This window comes from Sphingomonas sp. 22R3R2A-7, from assembly GCF_036856055.1.
GTDB lineage: Bacteria > Pseudomonadota > Alphaproteobacteria > Sphingomonadales > Sphingomonadaceae > Sphingomonas.
In genome coordinates this window covers 3,031,152-3,046,070 of the sequence record NZ_JASPFR010000001.1, presented here as the reverse complement: position 1 = coordinate 3,046,070, position 14,919 = coordinate 3,031,152, and the positions used below count along the sequence as shown (strand labels likewise).

The 14,919-nt window shown below is 67.5% G+C and carries 18 protein-coding genes and 1 pseudogene; 14 read left to right on the top strand and 5 right to left on the bottom strand.

Features of this window, described 5'->3' with window-relative positions; genetic code table 11:
• Nucleotides 1–20 precede the first annotated feature (20 nt).
• On the bottom strand, nt 21–440 hold the full coding sequence (locus QP165_RS14585; protein ID WP_333996172.1) for a hypothetical protein: 420 nt from the start codon (nt 438–440) through the stop codon (nt 21–23).
• 367 nt (nt 441–807) lie between these two features.
• Between QP165_RS14585 and QP165_RS14580 the strand changes: the two genes are divergently transcribed.
• From QP165_RS14580 to QP165_RS14540, 9 genes are all read left to right on the top strand, one after another.
• Entirely contained in the window at nt 808–1,818 is a 1,011-nt protein-coding gene (locus QP165_RS14580; RefSeq protein WP_443019306.1) for a sensor histidine kinase, read from the top strand.
• Nucleotides 1,819–1,864: 46 nt separating this feature from the next.
• Complete coding sequence (locus tag QP165_RS14575) at nt 1,865–2,932, top strand: substrate-binding domain-containing protein (protein WP_333996171.1); 1,068 nt, start codon at nt 1,865–1,867, stop codon at nt 2,930–2,932.
• A 115-nt stretch (nt 2,933–3,047) separates the two neighbouring features.
• On the top strand, nt 3,048–4,424 hold the full coding sequence (gene pstC, locus QP165_RS14570; RefSeq protein ID WP_056020667.1) for a phosphate ABC transporter permease subunit PstC: 1,377 nt from the start codon (nt 3,048–3,050) through the stop codon (nt 4,422–4,424).
• A 76-nt stretch (nt 4,425–4,500) separates the two neighbouring features.
• Entirely contained in the window at nt 4,501–5,715 is a 1,215-nt protein-coding gene (pstA, locus tag QP165_RS14565) for a phosphate ABC transporter permease PstA (protein ID WP_333997041.1), read from the top strand.
• The gene (pstB, locus tag QP165_RS14560) at nt 5,715–6,476 is read left to right on the top strand and encodes a phosphate ABC transporter ATP-binding protein PstB (RefSeq protein WP_056020661.1); all 762 of its coding nucleotides are present in this window, start codon (nt 5,715–5,717) and stop codon (nt 6,474–6,476) included. The genes pstA and pstB overlap by 1 nt, the downstream gene beginning before the upstream one ends.
• Nucleotides 6,477–6,490: 14 nt before the next feature.
• Nucleotides 6,491–7,183: a phosphate signaling complex protein PhoU gene (gene phoU, locus QP165_RS14555; protein WP_056022170.1), complete on the top strand. Its 693-nt coding sequence runs from the start codon at nt 6,491–6,493 to the stop codon at nt 7,181–7,183.
• Nucleotides 7,180–7,872 carry a phosphate regulon transcriptional regulator PhoB gene (gene phoB / locus QP165_RS14550; RefSeq protein WP_056020659.1) on the top strand — a complete coding sequence of 231 codons (693 nt, stop codon included), beginning with the start codon at nt 7,180–7,182 and terminating at the stop codon, nt 7,870–7,872. The genes phoU and phoB overlap by 4 nt, the downstream gene beginning before the upstream one ends.
• Nucleotides 7,873–8,027: 155 nt before the next feature.
• Nucleotides 8,028–8,393, top strand: a complete 366-nt coding sequence (locus QP165_RS14545; RefSeq protein WP_333996170.1) for a hypothetical protein — start codon at nt 8,028–8,030, stop codon at nt 8,391–8,393.
• A 102-nt stretch (nt 8,394–8,495) separates the two neighbouring features.
• Complete coding sequence (locus QP165_RS14540) at nt 8,496–9,410, top strand: SDR family NAD(P)-dependent oxidoreductase (protein ID WP_333996169.1); 915 nt, start codon at nt 8,496–8,498, stop codon at nt 9,408–9,410.
• A gap of 98 nt (nt 9,411–9,508) precedes the next feature.
• On the opposite strand, the gene QP165_RS14535 is transcribed toward QP165_RS14540, so the two are convergent.
• Nucleotides 9,509–9,853, bottom strand: a complete 345-nt coding sequence (locus QP165_RS14535; RefSeq protein ID WP_056020652.1) for a DUF2794 domain-containing protein — start codon at nt 9,851–9,853, stop codon at nt 9,509–9,511.
• Between the two features lie 96 nt (nt 9,854–9,949).
• Nucleotides 9,950–10,601 (bottom strand): annotated as a pseudogene (gene epsC / locus QP165_RS14530) (serine O-acetyltransferase EpsC); the annotation flags it as partial.
• Between the two features lie 100 nt (nt 10,602–10,701).
• On the opposite strand from epsC, the gene QP165_RS14525 reads away from it, so the two are divergent.
• The 5 genes from QP165_RS14525 (at nt 10,702) to QP165_RS14505 (ending at nt 14,228) form a co-directional block, all read left to right on the top strand.
• The gene (locus tag QP165_RS14525; protein WP_333996168.1) at nt 10,702–10,848 is read left to right on the top strand and encodes a hypothetical protein; all 147 of its coding nucleotides are present in this window, start codon (nt 10,702–10,704) and stop codon (nt 10,846–10,848) included.
• Nucleotides 10,849–10,858: 10 nt separating this feature from the next.
• Nucleotides 10,859–11,626: a sulfite exporter TauE/SafE family protein gene (locus tag QP165_RS14520; RefSeq protein WP_056020649.1), complete on the top strand. Its 768-nt coding sequence runs from the start codon at nt 10,859–10,861 to the stop codon at nt 11,624–11,626.
• 71 nt (nt 11,627–11,697) lie between these two features.
• Entirely contained in the window at nt 11,698–12,615 is a 918-nt protein-coding gene (locus tag QP165_RS14515; RefSeq protein WP_056020646.1) for a hydrogen peroxide-inducible genes activator, read from the top strand.
• A gap of 100 nt (nt 12,616–12,715) precedes the next feature.
• Nucleotides 12,716–13,369, top strand: coding sequence for a fasciclin domain-containing protein (locus QP165_RS14510; protein WP_082445941.1), 654 nt, complete (start codon nt 12,716–12,718; stop codon nt 13,367–13,369).
• Between the two features lie 145 nt (nt 13,370–13,514).
• Complete coding sequence (locus tag QP165_RS14505) at nt 13,515–14,228, top strand: fasciclin domain-containing protein (protein ID WP_333996167.1); 714 nt, start codon at nt 13,515–13,517, stop codon at nt 14,226–14,228.
• Here QP165_RS14505 and QP165_RS14500 read toward each other — a convergent pair.
• Both QP165_RS14500 and moaD read right to left on the bottom strand, forming a co-directional pair.
• Nucleotides 14,225–14,662 (bottom strand): molybdenum cofactor biosynthesis protein MoaE, encoded by a 438-nt coding sequence (locus QP165_RS14500; protein ID WP_333996166.1) that lies wholly within the window; start codon nt 14,660–14,662, stop codon nt 14,225–14,227. The genes QP165_RS14505 and QP165_RS14500 overlap by 4 nt on opposite strands.
• Complete coding sequence (gene moaD / locus QP165_RS14495) at nt 14,659–14,916, bottom strand: molybdopterin converting factor subunit 1 (RefSeq protein WP_333996165.1); 258 nt, start codon at nt 14,914–14,916, stop codon at nt 14,659–14,661. The genes QP165_RS14500 and moaD overlap by 4 nt, the downstream gene beginning before the upstream one ends.
• Nucleotides 14,917–14,919: the final 3 nt, after the last annotated feature.

Below are 14,919 nucleotides of genomic sequence, written 5' to 3'. Positions count from 1 at the left end.
GCGCGGCATCGTCCACGGCGTCAGCCGCGCGGCATCTGCAACGAGGCAAAGCAGGTGAAGCCGCCCTGGCCACGCTGCAACCGGCGGATATAGTTCACATAGGCGCGGCTGCGTTCGGCGTCGGTTCCGGGCAGCTGCGCGCCGGTCGCCAGCGTGCGCTTGACCTCCTCGCCCTTGAACGGCCGCGTCGCACCGGGAAATGCGCCCTTGGTACCCGATGGCACCACCTTGCCCTGCGCATCGATGAAGCTGCCCGCGCGGCCCGGATCGGGCACCGGGATGTCGCAGTTCAGCACCGATCCCGCGGTCTGCGCGAGCGCGGGACGGATCGAAACGACCGCCGCCGCACCAACCGCGCCGAGCGCGAGGACGCGACGCCGGCTCGCCACCGGGTCGGCGCCGATCGGCTGGTCGTCATCGGGGCGCGTATCGTCGCTCATCGGGTCTCCGCTACACCAAAGCCCTTTCACAAAGCTGAAGACGAGGCAAGCAACGGCCCCGTCGCGTCGGTCGCGCCGTGCCGTTGCGGGACGGGCTGGCGCCGTGCCGCCGATGCGGTAGACAGGCGCGCATGTTGACCGGATTTGGCCTGCGCACCTTTTGGGCGATCATCGTGGCGGCGGGTGCGGCGGGCGCCGTCTTCGCGATCGGCCAGTCCGTCCAGGAAACGCTCGTCGCGCTGGTCGGCGGTGTCGCGGCGGCGTTGGTCGCGGCCGGGACCGGCGACGAATCGCCGGCAGCCACCGAGGAGGCGCCGCCCCCGGCACGGCGATCCTCGACGAGACGCTGGACGCGATCGTCGGGCCCGTGCTGCTCGTCCGCGAAGGGCGCGTCGGGCTCGCGAACAGCGCCGCCCGCGCGCTGCTCGGCGACCATATCGTCGGCGAGGATGCGCGCGTCGCGATCCGCCACCCCGCCGCGGCGGAGGCACTGTCATCCGGATCCGTCCTGCGCGAGACGCCGCCGATCGCGCTGGTCGGGCTCGGCACGCGCGACCAGCATTGGGAGATGCGTGTCGGCGAAGTGTCGGACGGTCAGCGTATCGTCCATCTGATCGACCAGACCGGCCATCATGCCGCCGAGCGGATGCGTGTCGATTTCGTCGCGAACGCCAGCCATGAACTGCGCACGCCGCTCGCCTCGATCCTCGGCTTCATCGAAACGCTCAGCGACGAGGCGGGCGAGGATCCGGCGATCCGCGCGCGCTTCCTGAAGGTCATGGACGACGAGGCGAAGCGGATGCTGCGGCTGATCGAGGACCTGATCTCGCTCAGCCGGATCGAGGCGGAAAAATATCGCGTTCCCGACACGCCGATCGACCTTGCCCGCCTCGTCGAGGACGTGCGTTCGGAGCTTGCCGACGGCGCGAGCAATCGCGGACGCGACCTGGTCGCGACGATCGCCCCCGACGTCGATACGGTCTCGGGCGACCGTGTGCAGCTGTCGCAGATGCTGCACAATCTGGTCGGGAACGCGATGAAATATGGCCGCGCCGGGACGCCGATCGCGATCACGCTGACCCGCGACGACAGCGGGATGGTGCGGCTGTCGGTGCGCGACGAGGGCGACGGGATCGCCGCGATGCACATTCCGCGGCTGACCGAACGGTTCTACCGCGCCGATGCGGGGCGGAGCCGATCGGTCGGCGGGACGGGACTTGGCCTCGCGATCGTCAAGCACATCGTCGAGCGCCACCGCGGTCGTCTCGACATCAGCAGCCAGGTCGGTGTCGGCACGACCGTCTCGGTGACGCTGCCGCCGGGGCGCGGCGGGGCGAGCGATGCGGCCGGCAATTCGACGCGTGTCATCAAACGGTAACGCAACTGTCACACAGGATCCGCTCAAGCCACGCTAGGACGCGGCCATGACGGGGATCGACGTGCAGCGTATCGGGATGATTTCAGGGCTGGCGATCGCCGTGCTCTCGGCCGGGTGCGTCGATCAGGCCAATGGCGGCGGTGCAGGGTCGCGCGATCAGATCACCGCGGTGGGATCGTCGACCGTCTATCCGTTCACGACGATGATCGCCGAGCAGCTGGTCGCGAACGATCCCGACGCCAAGGCGCCGGTCATCGAGTCGACCGGCACCGGCGCCGGCATGAAGCTGTTCTGTGCGGGCATCGGCGCGGGACATCCCGATATCGAGGATGCGTCGCGCCGGATGAAGGCGAGCGAGTATAAATCCTGCGCGGCCAACGGCGCGGGCCAGATCCTTGAGATCCAGGTCGGGATCGACGGCATCGCCTTTGCCGAGGCGAAGAACGGCCCCAAGATGCAGCTGACGCCGACCGACCTGTACAAGGCGCTCGCCGCGCGTCCGGGCGGCACGCCCAATACCGCGCGCGTCTGGCGCGACGTGAACCCCGCGCTGCCCGCGATCCCGATCCAGGTCTATGGCCCGCCCGCGACGAGCGGCACGCGCGATGCGCTCGCCGAACTGATCCTGACCAAGGGGTGCGAGGCGAGCGATCCGACCGCCAAGCCGCTCGCCAAGTCCGATCCCGACGCACACAAGGCGCTGTGCACGCGCGTCCGCGAGGACGGGATGTACGTCGACGCCGGCGAGAACGACAATCTGATCGTCCAGAAGCTCCAGTCCAACCCCAACGCGATCGGGGTGTTCGGCTACAGCTATCTGGAGGAGAACAAGAACGACGTGAACGGCGTCGCGATTTCCGGCGTCGCGCCGACCTATGCGACGATCGCGGACAATCGCTATCCCGGATCGCGCCCGCTCTACATCTATGTGAAGAAGGCGCATCTGAGTGCTATTCCGGGACTGCGGACATTGCTGAAACTCTATGCCGCGAACTGGAGTGCGACCGGGCCGCTGGTCAGGCGCGGCCTGATCGCCGCCCCGCCGGAAATCCAGGCACGATCCGCAGCGATCATCGCCAACGAGACGATCCTCGATCCGGCGGTGCTGTCGTGATGCCCCCGCTTTTGCCCTTACACGAGGACCGCACCACCCAGGCGAACGCCGGAATGGTACAGGTCGGTATTCGCGTGGCGCATGCCGGGGTGGCAGCAATGGAAGGCCACGCCTGATGTCGCCGATCGCATTGCTGTTCCTCGTCCTCGGGCTCGGGCTGATCGCGTGGCTGAGCGCCCGGATGCGCGCGGCGCGGTTCCGTGTCGGCAGCACCGCGCGGTTCAGCTCGCTGCCCTCGCATCATGGCTGGTATGTCGCGCTGTGGACCGCGATCCCGCCGCTCGTCTTCCTCGTCGCCTGGTCGCTCGTCGCGCCCGCGCTCGTCACCGACACCGTGCTTGCCAGCCCCGCCGCGGTGCAGCTGCCGCCACCGGGCTTCGACCGCGCGTCGATCCTGTCGGAGGCGCGCAGCCTCGCCGAAGGACGCAGCTTCGGCGCGTTCCACGAGCTCGCCCGCGTGCTGTCGCCGGTCTATGCCGCCGCGCAGTCGCGGTTCGACTGGATCGCGACCGCGCTCGCGCTGCTGCTGGCCTTTGCCGGCGGGACCTTCGCGTTCCTGCGCGTGCGGCCGGGGTTCGGCGCGCGGACGCGGGTCGAGCGGATCGTCATGATCCTGCTGCTCGGCGCGTCGCTGATCGCGATCCTGACCACGGTCGGCATCGTCGCCTCGCTGCTCTACGAATCCGCACGCTTCTTCTCGATCGTGCCGATCACCGACTTCCTGTTCGGCACGCACTGGAGCCCGCAGGTCGTCGATGCGCGCGATCCGGGCGCGTCGCTCGGTGCGGTGCCGCTGTTCTGGGGGACGTTCTTCATCGGCGCGGTGATCGCGATGATCGTCGCGATCCCGTTCGGGCTGATGAGCGCGATCTACCTCACGCAATATGCCGCCCCGACGACGCGCAAGTGGATGAAGCCGATCCTCGAGGTGCTCGCGGGCGTGCCGACCGTGGTCTATGGCTATTTCGCCGCGCTGACCGTCGCCCCTGCGGTGCGCGATTTCGCGGTGTGGATCGGGATCAGCTGGGCTTCGTCGGAGAGCGCGCTGGCGGCGGGGCTCGTGATGGGGATCATGATCATCCCGTTCGTCTCGTCGATGGCGGACGATTCGATCGCCGCGGTCCCCTCGTCGATGCGCGACGGCAGCCTGGCGATGGGCGCGACCTCGTCCGAGACGATCCGCCGCGTGCTGCTCCCCGCCGCGCTGCCCGGCGTGGTCGGCGGTGTCCTCCTCGCGGTCAGCCGCGCGATCGGCGAGACGATGATCGTCGTGATGGCCGCCAGCGGCGTCGCGACGCTGACGCTCAACCCGTTCGCCAGCACGACGACCGTCACCAAACAGATCGTCGACCTACTGACCGGCGAGGCCGAATTCGACAGCGCCAAGACGCTCGCCGCCTTTGCGCTGGGGCTGACGCTGTTCGTCGTCACCCTGCTCCTCAACATCGTCGCGCTGACGGTCGTGAAACGGTACCGCGAAGCCTATGAATAGCGTCACCCCCTTCATCGGCACGCCCGAGCCGAAGCCGGCCACGGCGCGTGTGCCGACCGACTGGACGACGAAGGCGATGCAGACGCGCATCCGCCGCCGCTATGCGGCCGAGCGCCGGTTCCGGCTCGCCGGGCTTGCCGCGGTCTGGCTGTCGGCGGGGTTCCTCGCCTTCCTGCTGGCGTCGATGCTGTGGCAGGGCGCGAGCGGGTTCGTCGAGACGCGGGTCGCGTTGCCGATCGACTTCACCGCCGCCGCGCTGCCGATCGATCCTGCGCGATTGCAGACGCGTGGTGCCGATCTGGCGCTGGCCGGTGCCGGGCTCGAGGGCACGGTCGACAGCGCGGCGACGGACGCGTTCGGCAAGGATGGCGAAGGCCTGTTGTCCGACGGCGCGTGGGTCACGGTGCGCGATGCGCTGAAGGCAGATCCCGGCCTGCTGTCGCGCAAGACGGTGATCGACGTGCCCGTCGCGAGCCCGGTCGACATGGCCGCCAAGGGCGATGGCCCGCCCGAGGCGGAGGCGGTCGTTGCCCGGCTCAAGGCGCGCGGCGTGCTGACGCGCGGGCTGAGCATGACGTTCCTGACCACCGCCGATTCGACCGATGCGACGCGCGTCGGCATCTGGGGCGCGTTCAAGGGCTCGCTGCTGACGATGATCGTCACGCTGCTGCTCGCCTTCCCGATCGGCGTGCTGTCCGCGCTGTATCTCGAGGAATATGCGCCGAAGAACCGCTGGACCGACCTGATCGAGGTGTCGATCAACAACCTGGCCGCGGTACCCTCGATCATCTTCGGTCTGCTCGGGCTCGCGGTGTTCCTCGGCACGTTCGGGATGCCGCGCTCGGCGCCGATCGTCGGCGGGCTGACGCTCGCGCTGATGACGATGCCGGTGATCGTCATCGCCGGGCGCAACGCGATCAAGGCGGTGCCGCCGTCGATCCGCGACGCCGCGCTCGGCATCGGCGCGTCGCCGGTCCAGGTCGTCTTCCACCACGTCCTGCCGCTCGCGCTGCCCGGCATCCTGACGGGTACGATCATCGGCATGGCCCGCGCACTCGGCGAGACCGCGCCGCTGCTGATGATCGGCATGCGCGCGTTCATCGCCGCACCGCCATCGGGGCTGCGCGACCCTGCGACCGTGCTGCCCGTGCAGATCTTCCTGTGGTCCGACCAGGTCAGCCGCGGTTTCGTCGAGAAGACGTCGGCCGCGATCATCGTCCTGCTCGTCTTCCTGCTCGCGATGAACGGCGTCGCGATCTACCTCCGCAACAAGTTCGAGACCCGCTGGTAATGACCAACCATAAAATGACCGCGCGCGACGTCAGCGTCTATTACGGCCAGAAGCGCGCGATCGACAATGTGTCGATCGACGTCGACATGGACAATGTCACCGCATTCATCGGCCCGTCGGGCTGTGGCAAGTCGACCTTCCTGCGCACGCTCAACCGCATGAACGACACCGTCGCCAGCGCGCGCGTCGAAGGAAAGATCGAGCTCGACGGGCACGATATCTATGCCGCCGACATGGACGTCGTCCAGCTGCGCGCGCGCGTCGGCATGGTGTTCCAGAAGCCGAACCCCTTCCCCAAGTCGATCTACGAGAACGTCGCTTACGGCCCGCGCATCCACGGGCTGGCGGGCCCCAAGAGCGACCTCGACCAGATCGTCGAGAAGTCGCTGCGGCGTGCGGGTCTGTGGGACGAGGTCAAGGATCGCCTGACCGACAGCGGCACCGCGCTGTCGGGTGGGCAGCAGCAGCGGCTGTGCATCGCGCGCGCGATCGCGGTCGATCCCGAGGTGATCCTGATGGACGAGCCGTGCAGCGCGCTCGACCCGATCGCGACCGCCAAGATCGAGGAGCTGATCCACGAACTGCGCGGCCGCTATGCGATCGTGATCGTCACGCACAACATGCAGCAGGCGGCGCGCGTCAGCCAGCGCACGGCGTTTTTCCACCTCGGCACTTTGGTCGAATATGGCGACACCTCCGCCATCTTCACCAACCCGCGCGAGGAACGCACGAAAGATTACATCACCGGCCGCTACGGCTGATGGGGACGGGACCGATGAACACGCATACCGTAAAGGTCTTCGACGACGAGATCGGCCGCCTCCGGGGCCTCATCTCGCAGATGGGCGGCCTCGCCGAGGACGCGATCGCCAACGCGATGAAGGCGCTCCAGCGCAACGACATCGCGCTCGCACGCGAGGTCCGCGCGGCGGACAAGCAGATTGACGCGATCGAGGCGGAGGTCGAGCGGCTCGCGGTGCAGATCATCGCGCTGCGTGCGCCGATGGCGATCGACCTGCGCGAGGTCGTCGCCGCGCTGAAGATCGCGGGCGTCGTCGAGCGGATCGGCGATTACGCCAAGAACATCGCCAAGCGCGTGCCGATGATCGAGAGCGAGCACCGGATCGAGCCGATCTCGATCCTGCCCGCGATGGGCCGGATGGCGAGCGAGATGGTCCACGAGGTGCTCGACGCGTTTGCCGCGCGCGATTTCGAGGCGGCGATGCACGTCGTCGAAAGCGACGCCGCGCTCGACGATTTCTACGACAGCATCTTTCGCACGCTGGTGACCTACATGGTCGAAAATCCCAAGACGATCAGCCAGGTCGCGCACCTCCTGTTCGTCGCGAAGAACCTCGAACGGATCGGCGACCATGCGACCAACGTCGCCGAGATGGTCTATTTCGCCGCGACCGGAACCCAGATGGCCGACCGCGATCGTGGCGGCATGCAGGAGTTGGAGTCATGACCCGAGCACGGATGCTGCTGGTCGAGGACGATGCCGCACTTGCCGAGCTGCTCGTCTGGCATTTCAAGCGCGAGGATTTCGAGATCGCGCATACCCCTGATGGCGAGGAGGCGCTGTTGCTCGCACGCGAGAAGGTGCCGGACATCGTCCTGCTCGACTGGATGGTCGAGGGGCTGTCGGGGATCGAGGTGTGCCGCCGCCTGCGCCGCGCGCCCGAAACGCAGAACGTGCCGATCATCATGCTGACCGCGCGCGGCGAGGAGGAGGACCGCGTCCGCGGGCTCGAGACGGGTGCCGACGATTACGTCACCAAGCCGTTTTCGCCGCGCGAACTCGTCGCACGTGTCGGCGCGGTGCTGCGGCGCGTCCGGCCCGCGCTTGCCGGCGAGGCGCTGACCTATGCCGATATCGAGATGGATACGGTGGGTCACAAGGTTCGCCGGTCGGGAGAGGTCGTCTCGCTCGGGCCGACCGAATTCCGGCTGCTCAAGCATTTCCTCGAGCATCCCGGCTGGGTGTTCTCGCGCGAACGGCTGCTCGACGCCGTGTGGGGGCATGATTCGGACATCGAATCGCGCACCGTCGACGTGCATATCCGGCGACTGCGCAAGGCGATCAACACCGGCGAGCGGCCGGATATCATCCGCACCGTACGATCCGCTGGCTATTCGCTCGATACCGGTGGGTAATTCGCGCGTCGCGCAAACAGTCGCCCGGCGTGCCTATAGTGCATCGGCAGGATGGTCCGGTTGGAATCGGATGCGAAACGAAGGACCCAACCGGGAGTTAGTGCGTTCACCCGTCGCGCTAACAGATTTGCGCTCCAAGAATTTAGGAGATTCGCATGAAGTCCATCCTACTCGCCGCAGCAGCGCTGCTCGCAACGCCAGTGATCGCGCAGACCGCGCCGCAGACGATGCCACCGGCCGACCCCGCCGCGCAGACCGCACCGGCCGAGCCCATGGCACCGCCGCCGCCGGCTGATCCCGCAGCACCGGCAGACCCCGCCATGGCAGCAGATCCCGCGGCACCCGCCGCACCGATGGCCCCGCCGCCGCCAGCAGCACCCGCCGCACCGATGGCAGCCCCCGGGGGCGCGAACATCGTGTTCGGCCAGCCGACGGTGACGCCGCCGACCCCGGCGCCCGCGGAATATCCGACGTGCTCGCGCACGGTGAAGGACGGCTGCAAGAACCGCGGCGGCAAGTAAGCCCTGACAGGACGGCCAGGCGGTGGGACATCCCGCCGCTTGCGCCGTCCGCCTTACGTTCTAGGAAAGGCGCTCCAACGATAAGAGAGGAGCGCCTTTTCCATGTCCGACAGCTTCGGATCGATCAGCTTTGAAGGCCGCGTTGCGATCGTCACCGGCGCCGGTGGTGGCCTCGGCCGCGAATATGCCCGCGAACTCGCCCGGCGTGGCGCGAAGGTCGTCGTCAACGATCTCGGTGGCGCACGCGACGGCACGGGTCAGTCCGACGCCGCCTTGCAGGTCGTCGAGGAAATTCGCGCGGCGGGTGGTGAGGCGATCGCCGATGGCGGCAGCGTCAGCGATTATGACCAGATGGTCGCGATGGTCGCGCGCGCCACCGAAGCCTGGGGCGGCGTCCATATCCTCATCAACAATGCGGGCGTGCTGCGCGACAAGAGCTTCGCGAAGATGGAGCCGGCCGACTTCAAGTTCGTCGTCGACGTCCACCTCAACGGGTCTGCCAACGCCACCAAGGCGGTGTGGGACACGATGCGCGCGCAGAATTACGGCCGCATCCTGATGACCGCGTCGTCGACCGGTCTCTACGGCAATTTCGGTCAGGCGAATTACGGCGCGGCCAAGCTCGGGCTTGCGGGGCTCACCAAGACGCTCGCGATCGAGGGCGCGAAAAACAACATCAAGGTGAACACGATCGCGCCGACCGCGGGTACGCGGATGACGCAGGACATTTTTCCCGAAGAGGCGTTCAAGGCCTTCTCGCCCGACAAGGTCGCGCCTGCCGCGGTGTACCTGGTCTCGGAGGACGCCCCGACCAACATGATCGTCGGCGCCGGCGCCGGCGTGTTTCAGGCAGCCTATGTCACGCTGACGCAGGGCAAGCTGCTCACGGGGGACGACCTGTCGGTGGAAGGTGTTGCGGCGCACTGGGCCGAGATCATCGACCGCGACGCCGAACTCGTCCCGCAATCGGGTGCGGACCAGTCGATGAGCATCCTCGCGAAGCTTCAGGGACGCTGATTATACGGGGACGGGCTCGACTTATACGGAGACGGGCTCGACGCCATCATCCCGACCACCGGTTTCGGGATGATGGCCCACACCCGATCATGGCAGGACTAATCCTGAACGAGCTTCATCAGCCGGCGTTCGACCGGAGCCAGCACGGGTCCGAGCTCGTGACCGCGCTTGATCACCGCGCCGCCCTCCCCGACAAGCGCCCACATTCCCTGCCGGCTGCGCAGCGCGGGACGTTTCTCGATGCGGAACTCGGGGCGCTCGGCCGCACGACGGAAACATGCGAAGACCGCGGCGTCCTTGCCGAGATCGATCGCATAATCGCGCCAATGCCCGGCGGCGACCATGCGGCCGTACAGGTCGAGTATCCGTGACAGCTCGACCCGGTCGAATCCGATCTGGCTCGGCGCGGTCGCACGCGTCGGAAAAGGGGTGACGTTGCTCATCAAGCGCGGTCGCGCAGATCCTGTCGGATATCGAGAGCATCGACCGCGTCCGCCTGCCCGGGACTGCGCGCACCGAGCACGTCCTGCTCCGCGAGCAACAGAATCGAGACGTTTGCGCATCGTCTCGAGCTCGCAGCGCATGATCTCCATCTTCTGCGTCGCCGGGTCGAAGCCTTCGCTGCACGGCGTACCATAGGGCACGAAGCGCGGCGCCTCGGGCGCGGCGCCACCCTCGACCGTGGTAGCGCGTGCGGGGATACCGACGACGGTCGTCCCCTCCGGGACGTCGCGCGTAACGACTGCGTTGGCGCCCACGCGCGAGCGGCGGCCGAGCGTGATCGGGCCGAGCACCTGTGCACCCGAGCCGATGATCGCGCCGTCCGAGATCGTCGGGTGCCGCTTTCCGGCAACCCCGTTGTCGGGGCTGGTCCCGCCGAGCGTCACGCACTGATAGATCGTCACGTCGTCGCCGATCAGCGACGTTTCGCCGATCACGACGAAGCCGTGGTCGATGAAGAAGTTGCGACCGATCGTCGCGCCGGGATGAATGTCGATCGCGGTCATGAACCGCGCAAAATGATTGACGCACCGCGCGAGGAAAAACGCGTCGGACTTGTACAGCCGATGCGCGACCCGGTGGAGCCCGAGCGCCCAGACGCCGGGGTACAGCATGATCTCCGCGCGCGAATGCGGTGCAGGGTCACGCGCCCGGATCGAGATCAAGATAGGCGGCAAGCCGGCTCAACATGCGCATTCCCCTTAGCGGTTCGTTCATTTAGGAGCTCGTCCGGCCGATTTCCAGCCGGCCGCATCTCGCATGGGTCCGGTCGCGCGCCGGGCTCGCCATCGTGACCCGCGACGCCCGCCCCATGATCGCCGCGCTCCACGCGTGCATCGATTTTGAGGCGAGCGTCGTTGTCGCACTTGCCGTCGCGTTCAACGCGCTGTTTCCGTCGCGTTTCACGCGCTGCCGTTTCCTCGCCGAAGGCACCTGAAGGACCTGTCTTGATCGATCTGATCAGTTCCCATCTTCCCTATATCTGGCCGTTCATCCTCGTCGGCTTCGCGGCACAAGTTGTCGACGGCGCGCTCGGCATGGCGTTTGGCGTGATCTCGAATACGTTGCTGCTCTGGATCGGCGTCTCGCCTGCCGCGGCCTCGGCCGGCGTCCACACCGTCGAGACCTTTACCACCGCAGTCTCGGGGATCAGCCATGCGCTCCACCGCAATGTCGATTGGCGGCTGTTCTTCCGCCTCATGATACCCGGCGTCATCGGCGGCGTGCTGGGCGCGTACGTCCTGTCGAACGTCGATGCGAGCACGACCAAGCCGTTCATCCTCGCCTATCTCACCGGGATCGGGCTGTATCTGCTCTGGCGCGGGCTTCGGCATCCGCCGGCGCGCAAGACCCCGAAGATCGTCGAGCCGCTCGGGCTGGTCGGCGGGTTCCTCGATGCCGCCGGGGGTGGCGGCTGGGGACCGGTGGTGACGTCGAACCTGCTCGTCCAGGGTGCCGCACCACGCACCACGATCGGTACTGTCAACACCGCCGAGTTCTTCCTGACAACGACGATCTCCGCGACCTTCATCACACAGCTCGGCTGGGGCGCATTTACCCAGGCCACGGTCGGGCTGCTGATCGGCGGAATGCTCGCCGCGCCCTTCGGTGCGATCCTCGCCAAGCGCGTTCCGGCGAAGGTGCTGATGACGATGGTCGGCGCGATCCTGACGCTGACGAGCGTGTTCGGCCTGTACCGCGCGATGACCGTGTGACCGCAAAACCCGCGCGCCGGTCATCGACGCGGCATGGACAATAGGGGGTCGGCGATCGATATGAGCGATCAATGGCTGCAACCTATCTCCCCACGCTCAAGCAACTCCAGTATCTCGTTGCCCTGAAGGATCACGGTCATTTCGGTCGTGCGGCCGAAGCCTGCTTCGTCACGCAGTCGACGCTGTCGGCGGGTCTTCGCGAGCTCGAGACGCTGATCGGCGTGGTGCTCGTCGAGCGGACGCGGCGCGTCGTCCGCTTCACCCCGCTCGGCGATCGGATCTCCGACAAGGCACGGCGCGTGCTGCGCGAAGCCGAAGAACTCGGCGACATCGCGCGCGCGGCCGGCCGACCGCTGTCCGGCGACATGCGCATGAGCGTGATCCCGACGATCGCCCCCTTCATGCTGCCGCGTATCCTCCCCAGGCTGCGCCGCGACTATCCCGACCTCAAGCTGTTCCTGCGCGAGGAGCCCAGTGGTGCGGCGTGCGAGGGGCTGCACAACGGCCGGACGGACTGCGTCCTGCTCGCCCTGCCCTATGCGTGCGGCGAGGTTGCGTTCGAGACGCTGTTCGACGACAGGCTGTTCGTCGCGTTCCCGACCGACGACGTGCCGGCGGACCGGACGTCGATCCCCGCCTCCGCGATCCCGGCCTCGGCGATCGACGAGACGCGGCTGTTGCTGCTCGAGGACGGGCATTGCCTCAAGGATCATGCGCTCGCCGCGTGCAACCGTCCCGAGATCCGGGCAGAGGCGACGATGATGGGCACGTCGCTGCACACGATCGTGCAGATGGTCGACAACGGCCTCGGCATCACGATGCTGCCCGAAATGGCGCTGAATGCGGGGATCCTCGAAAATACCGGGATCACCGCGCTGCCGCTCGATGCGGACAACGCCTTTCGTCGGATCGCGTTGGTCTGGCGCAAGGCGTCGCCGCGCGAAAAGGATTTTCATCTGCTCGCCCAGGCGCTCGCCGACGCGCGCTGACGATGCGGCCGGCCGTCACGCGGTGATCGTGACATCCCTGCAACAAACACCGGGTTCAGCCGTATTTCCCTGCGACTGCGCCCGTTCCCGAGGAGAAGACATGTCGAAGTCGAACCTGCGCCCGCTGTATATCGGTCTGGGCACCACCACCCTCGCCGCGCTGGCGCTGGCCGCCTGCAGCAGCGGCAACAACGATCTCGGCACGCCGACCGCCCCGCCGCCCGCCAACCCCGCCTTGTCCACGCCCAATGGCCCGATCGCGGTTGCCAACCCGACCGTCGGCGGCGTGCCGATGATCGCGACGCGGACGATCGTCGACAATGCGTCCGCTGCCCCCAATCTCTCGACGCTGGTCACCGCGATCAAGGCTGCGGACCTGACCGCGACGCTGTCGGGTACGGGCCCGTTCACCGTGTTCGCGCCCAGCAACGCCGCGTTCGGCCGGCTCGCGCCGGGGATGGTCGACACGTTGCTCAAGCCCGAGAACAAGGCGTCGCTCGCGAAGGTGCTGACCTATCACGTCGTTGCGGGGGACATCACCGCCGCCGACCTGAAGGCGCGCGTGGCGGCGGGCAACGGCACCGCGACGCTGCCGACGGTCGAGGGTGACCCGATCACCGTAACGCTGGTCGGCGACATCATCGCGTTGACCGACGTGAATGGTAACAAGAGTTACATCGAGACGGCCGATGTTCGACAGTCGAACGGGATGGTTCACGTCGTCAATGGCGTCATCGTCCCAAGATTGTCGTGATAACAAGAGGATAAAACCTGTCGGTTCGTCGTAAAGACGGATCGGCTGGCCCCTTTCCCCGCCCGGGAACTTCGCAAACGGTCGCCGCGTTGCCTATCTTGCATTGCAACAATGTTTCCAGATCGTGTCCAACCAGGAGAAACCCATGATCACCAAGACCAACCTGATGATTGCCACCGCATTGATCGCAGCGGCCCCGGCCGTCGCCCAGACGGCACCAGGCCGCACGCCAATGGCGCCCGCCGCACCGACGCAGAGCGCCCCTAACGCGGCGGCCACGACGACGCAGGCACCACAGGCCGGCCAGTCTGCACAGATGGATCCCACCGCACAGACCGGTGCGACTCCCGCCGCGCCAGCCGCTGCCCCCGCTGGTGCAGCAGCTCCTGCGCAGGCCGCACCGACGTCGACGATCGCCGCTGCGCTGCCGACGCTGCCGAACCGCGCGACGCTGACCAAGCTGGTGACCGCGGCGGATCTGGCGACGACGCTGTCGGGCCCGGGGCCGTTCACCGTGTTCGCGCCCAGTGACGAGGCGTTCACGCGTCTTCCCGCCGGCGCGCTCGATACGCTGATGAAGCCCGAGGCCAAGCCGACGCTGGCGACGATCCTGAAATATCACGTCGTCTCGGGCGCGGTCACCTCGGATCAGCTCAAGCAGAAGATCACGGCGGGCGGCGGCAAGGCCGTGCTGACCACGCTTGCAGGCCAGCCGCTGACCGCATCGCTTGGTGCGAACGGCAACATCGAACTGACCGATACTGCGGGCAGCAAGGCCTATGTCGATCAGGCCGACGTCAAGGCGACCAATGGCGTCGTCCACCTGACGAACGGCATGAGCGTGCCGAAGATCGGCTAACGCTCCCAGCGCGCGGCGGCGGCTTCGTCGGCGTCGCGCGCTTCTACCCAGCTGGCCTCCGCGCCGCGGGTTTCCCGTTTCCAGAACGGTGCATCGGTCTTGAGCCGATCGATCAGATAGGCGCACGCCTCGAGCGATGCGCCGCGGTGCGCAGAGGCGGCCGCGACGAACACGATTCGCTCGCCCGGATGCATCGGCCCGACCCGGTGAATGATCGTCGCCGCGCTCAACCCCCACCGCACGCACGCCCCCTCGGCGACCTTCGTCAACGCGGCCTCGGTCGCGCCCGGATAATGCTCGAGCTCCAGCGTTTCGACGCCGTCATCGGCACGCACGAGGCCCGTGAACGTGGCGACCGCGCCTGCTTCGCCCTCGACCCGTACCATCTCCGCCATGATGTCGATCGGCGACTTCTGTACGACGACGCGGATCATCCACCCGTCACCGGCGGGAACAGCGCGACCTCGCGGGCCTGCCCGATCGGCGTGTCGAGCGGCACGAAGTCCTGGTCGATCGCGGCGCGCAGCCGCCCGCGATCCTCGAATGCGGCAGCATGCCCCGCGCTCGACGTGGCCAGCCAGTCCACCAGATCGGCGATTGTCGTTACGTCGTGCGGCGGGGTGACGGTTTCCTCGCCCGCCCCGATCCGCTCGCGCACCCACGCGAAATACAACAGCGTGATCGTCATGAC

Bases quoted from the DNA above. Each gene is read 5' to 3' on its own strand.
- QP165_RS14585 (WP_333996172.1), bottom strand. From the start codon at position 440: ATGAGCGACGATACGCGCCCCGATGACGACCAGCCGATCGGCGCCGAC.
- QP165_RS14575 (WP_333996171.1), top strand. From the start codon at position 1,865: ATGACGGGGATCGACGTGCAGCGTATCGGGATGATTTCAGGGCTGGCG.
- pstC (WP_056020667.1), top strand. From the start codon at position 3,048: ATGTCGCCGATCGCATTGCTGTTCCTCGTCCTCGGGCTCGGGCTGATC.
- pstA (WP_333997041.1), top strand. From the start codon at position 4,501: ATGCAGACGCGCATCCGCCGCCGCTATGCGGCCGAGCGCCGGTTCCGG.
- pstB (WP_056020661.1), top strand. From the start codon at position 5,715: ATGACCAACCATAAAATGACCGCGCGCGACGTCAGCGTCTATTACGGC.
- phoU (WP_056022170.1), top strand. From the start codon at position 6,491: ATGAACACGCATACCGTAAAGGTCTTCGACGACGAGATCGGCCGCCTC.
- phoB (WP_056020659.1), top strand. From the start codon at position 7,180: ATGACCCGAGCACGGATGCTGCTGGTCGAGGACGATGCCGCACTTGCC.
- QP165_RS14545 (WP_333996170.1), top strand. From the start codon at position 8,028: ATGAAGTCCATCCTACTCGCCGCAGCAGCGCTGCTCGCAACGCCAGTG.
- QP165_RS14540 (WP_333996169.1), top strand. From the start codon at position 8,496: ATGTCCGACAGCTTCGGATCGATCAGCTTTGAAGGCCGCGTTGCGATC.
- QP165_RS14535 (WP_056020652.1), bottom strand. From the start codon at position 9,853: ATGAGCAACGTCACCCCTTTTCCGACGCGTGCGACCGCGCCGAGCCAG.
- QP165_RS14515 (WP_056020646.1), top strand. From the start codon at position 11,698: ATGGCTGCAACCTATCTCCCCACGCTCAAGCAACTCCAGTATCTCGTT.
- QP165_RS14510 (WP_082445941.1), top strand. From the start codon at position 12,716: ATGTCGAAGTCGAACCTGCGCCCGCTGTATATCGGTCTGGGCACCACC.
- QP165_RS14505 (WP_333996167.1), top strand. From the start codon at position 13,515: ATGATCACCAAGACCAACCTGATGATTGCCACCGCATTGATCGCAGCG.
- QP165_RS14500 (WP_333996166.1), bottom strand. From the start codon at position 14,662: ATGATCCGCGTCGTCGTACAGAAGTCGCCGATCGACATCATGGCGGAG.
- moaD (WP_333996165.1), bottom strand. From the start codon at position 14,916: ATGACGATCACGCTGTTGTATTTCGCGTGGGTGCGCGAGCGGATCGGG.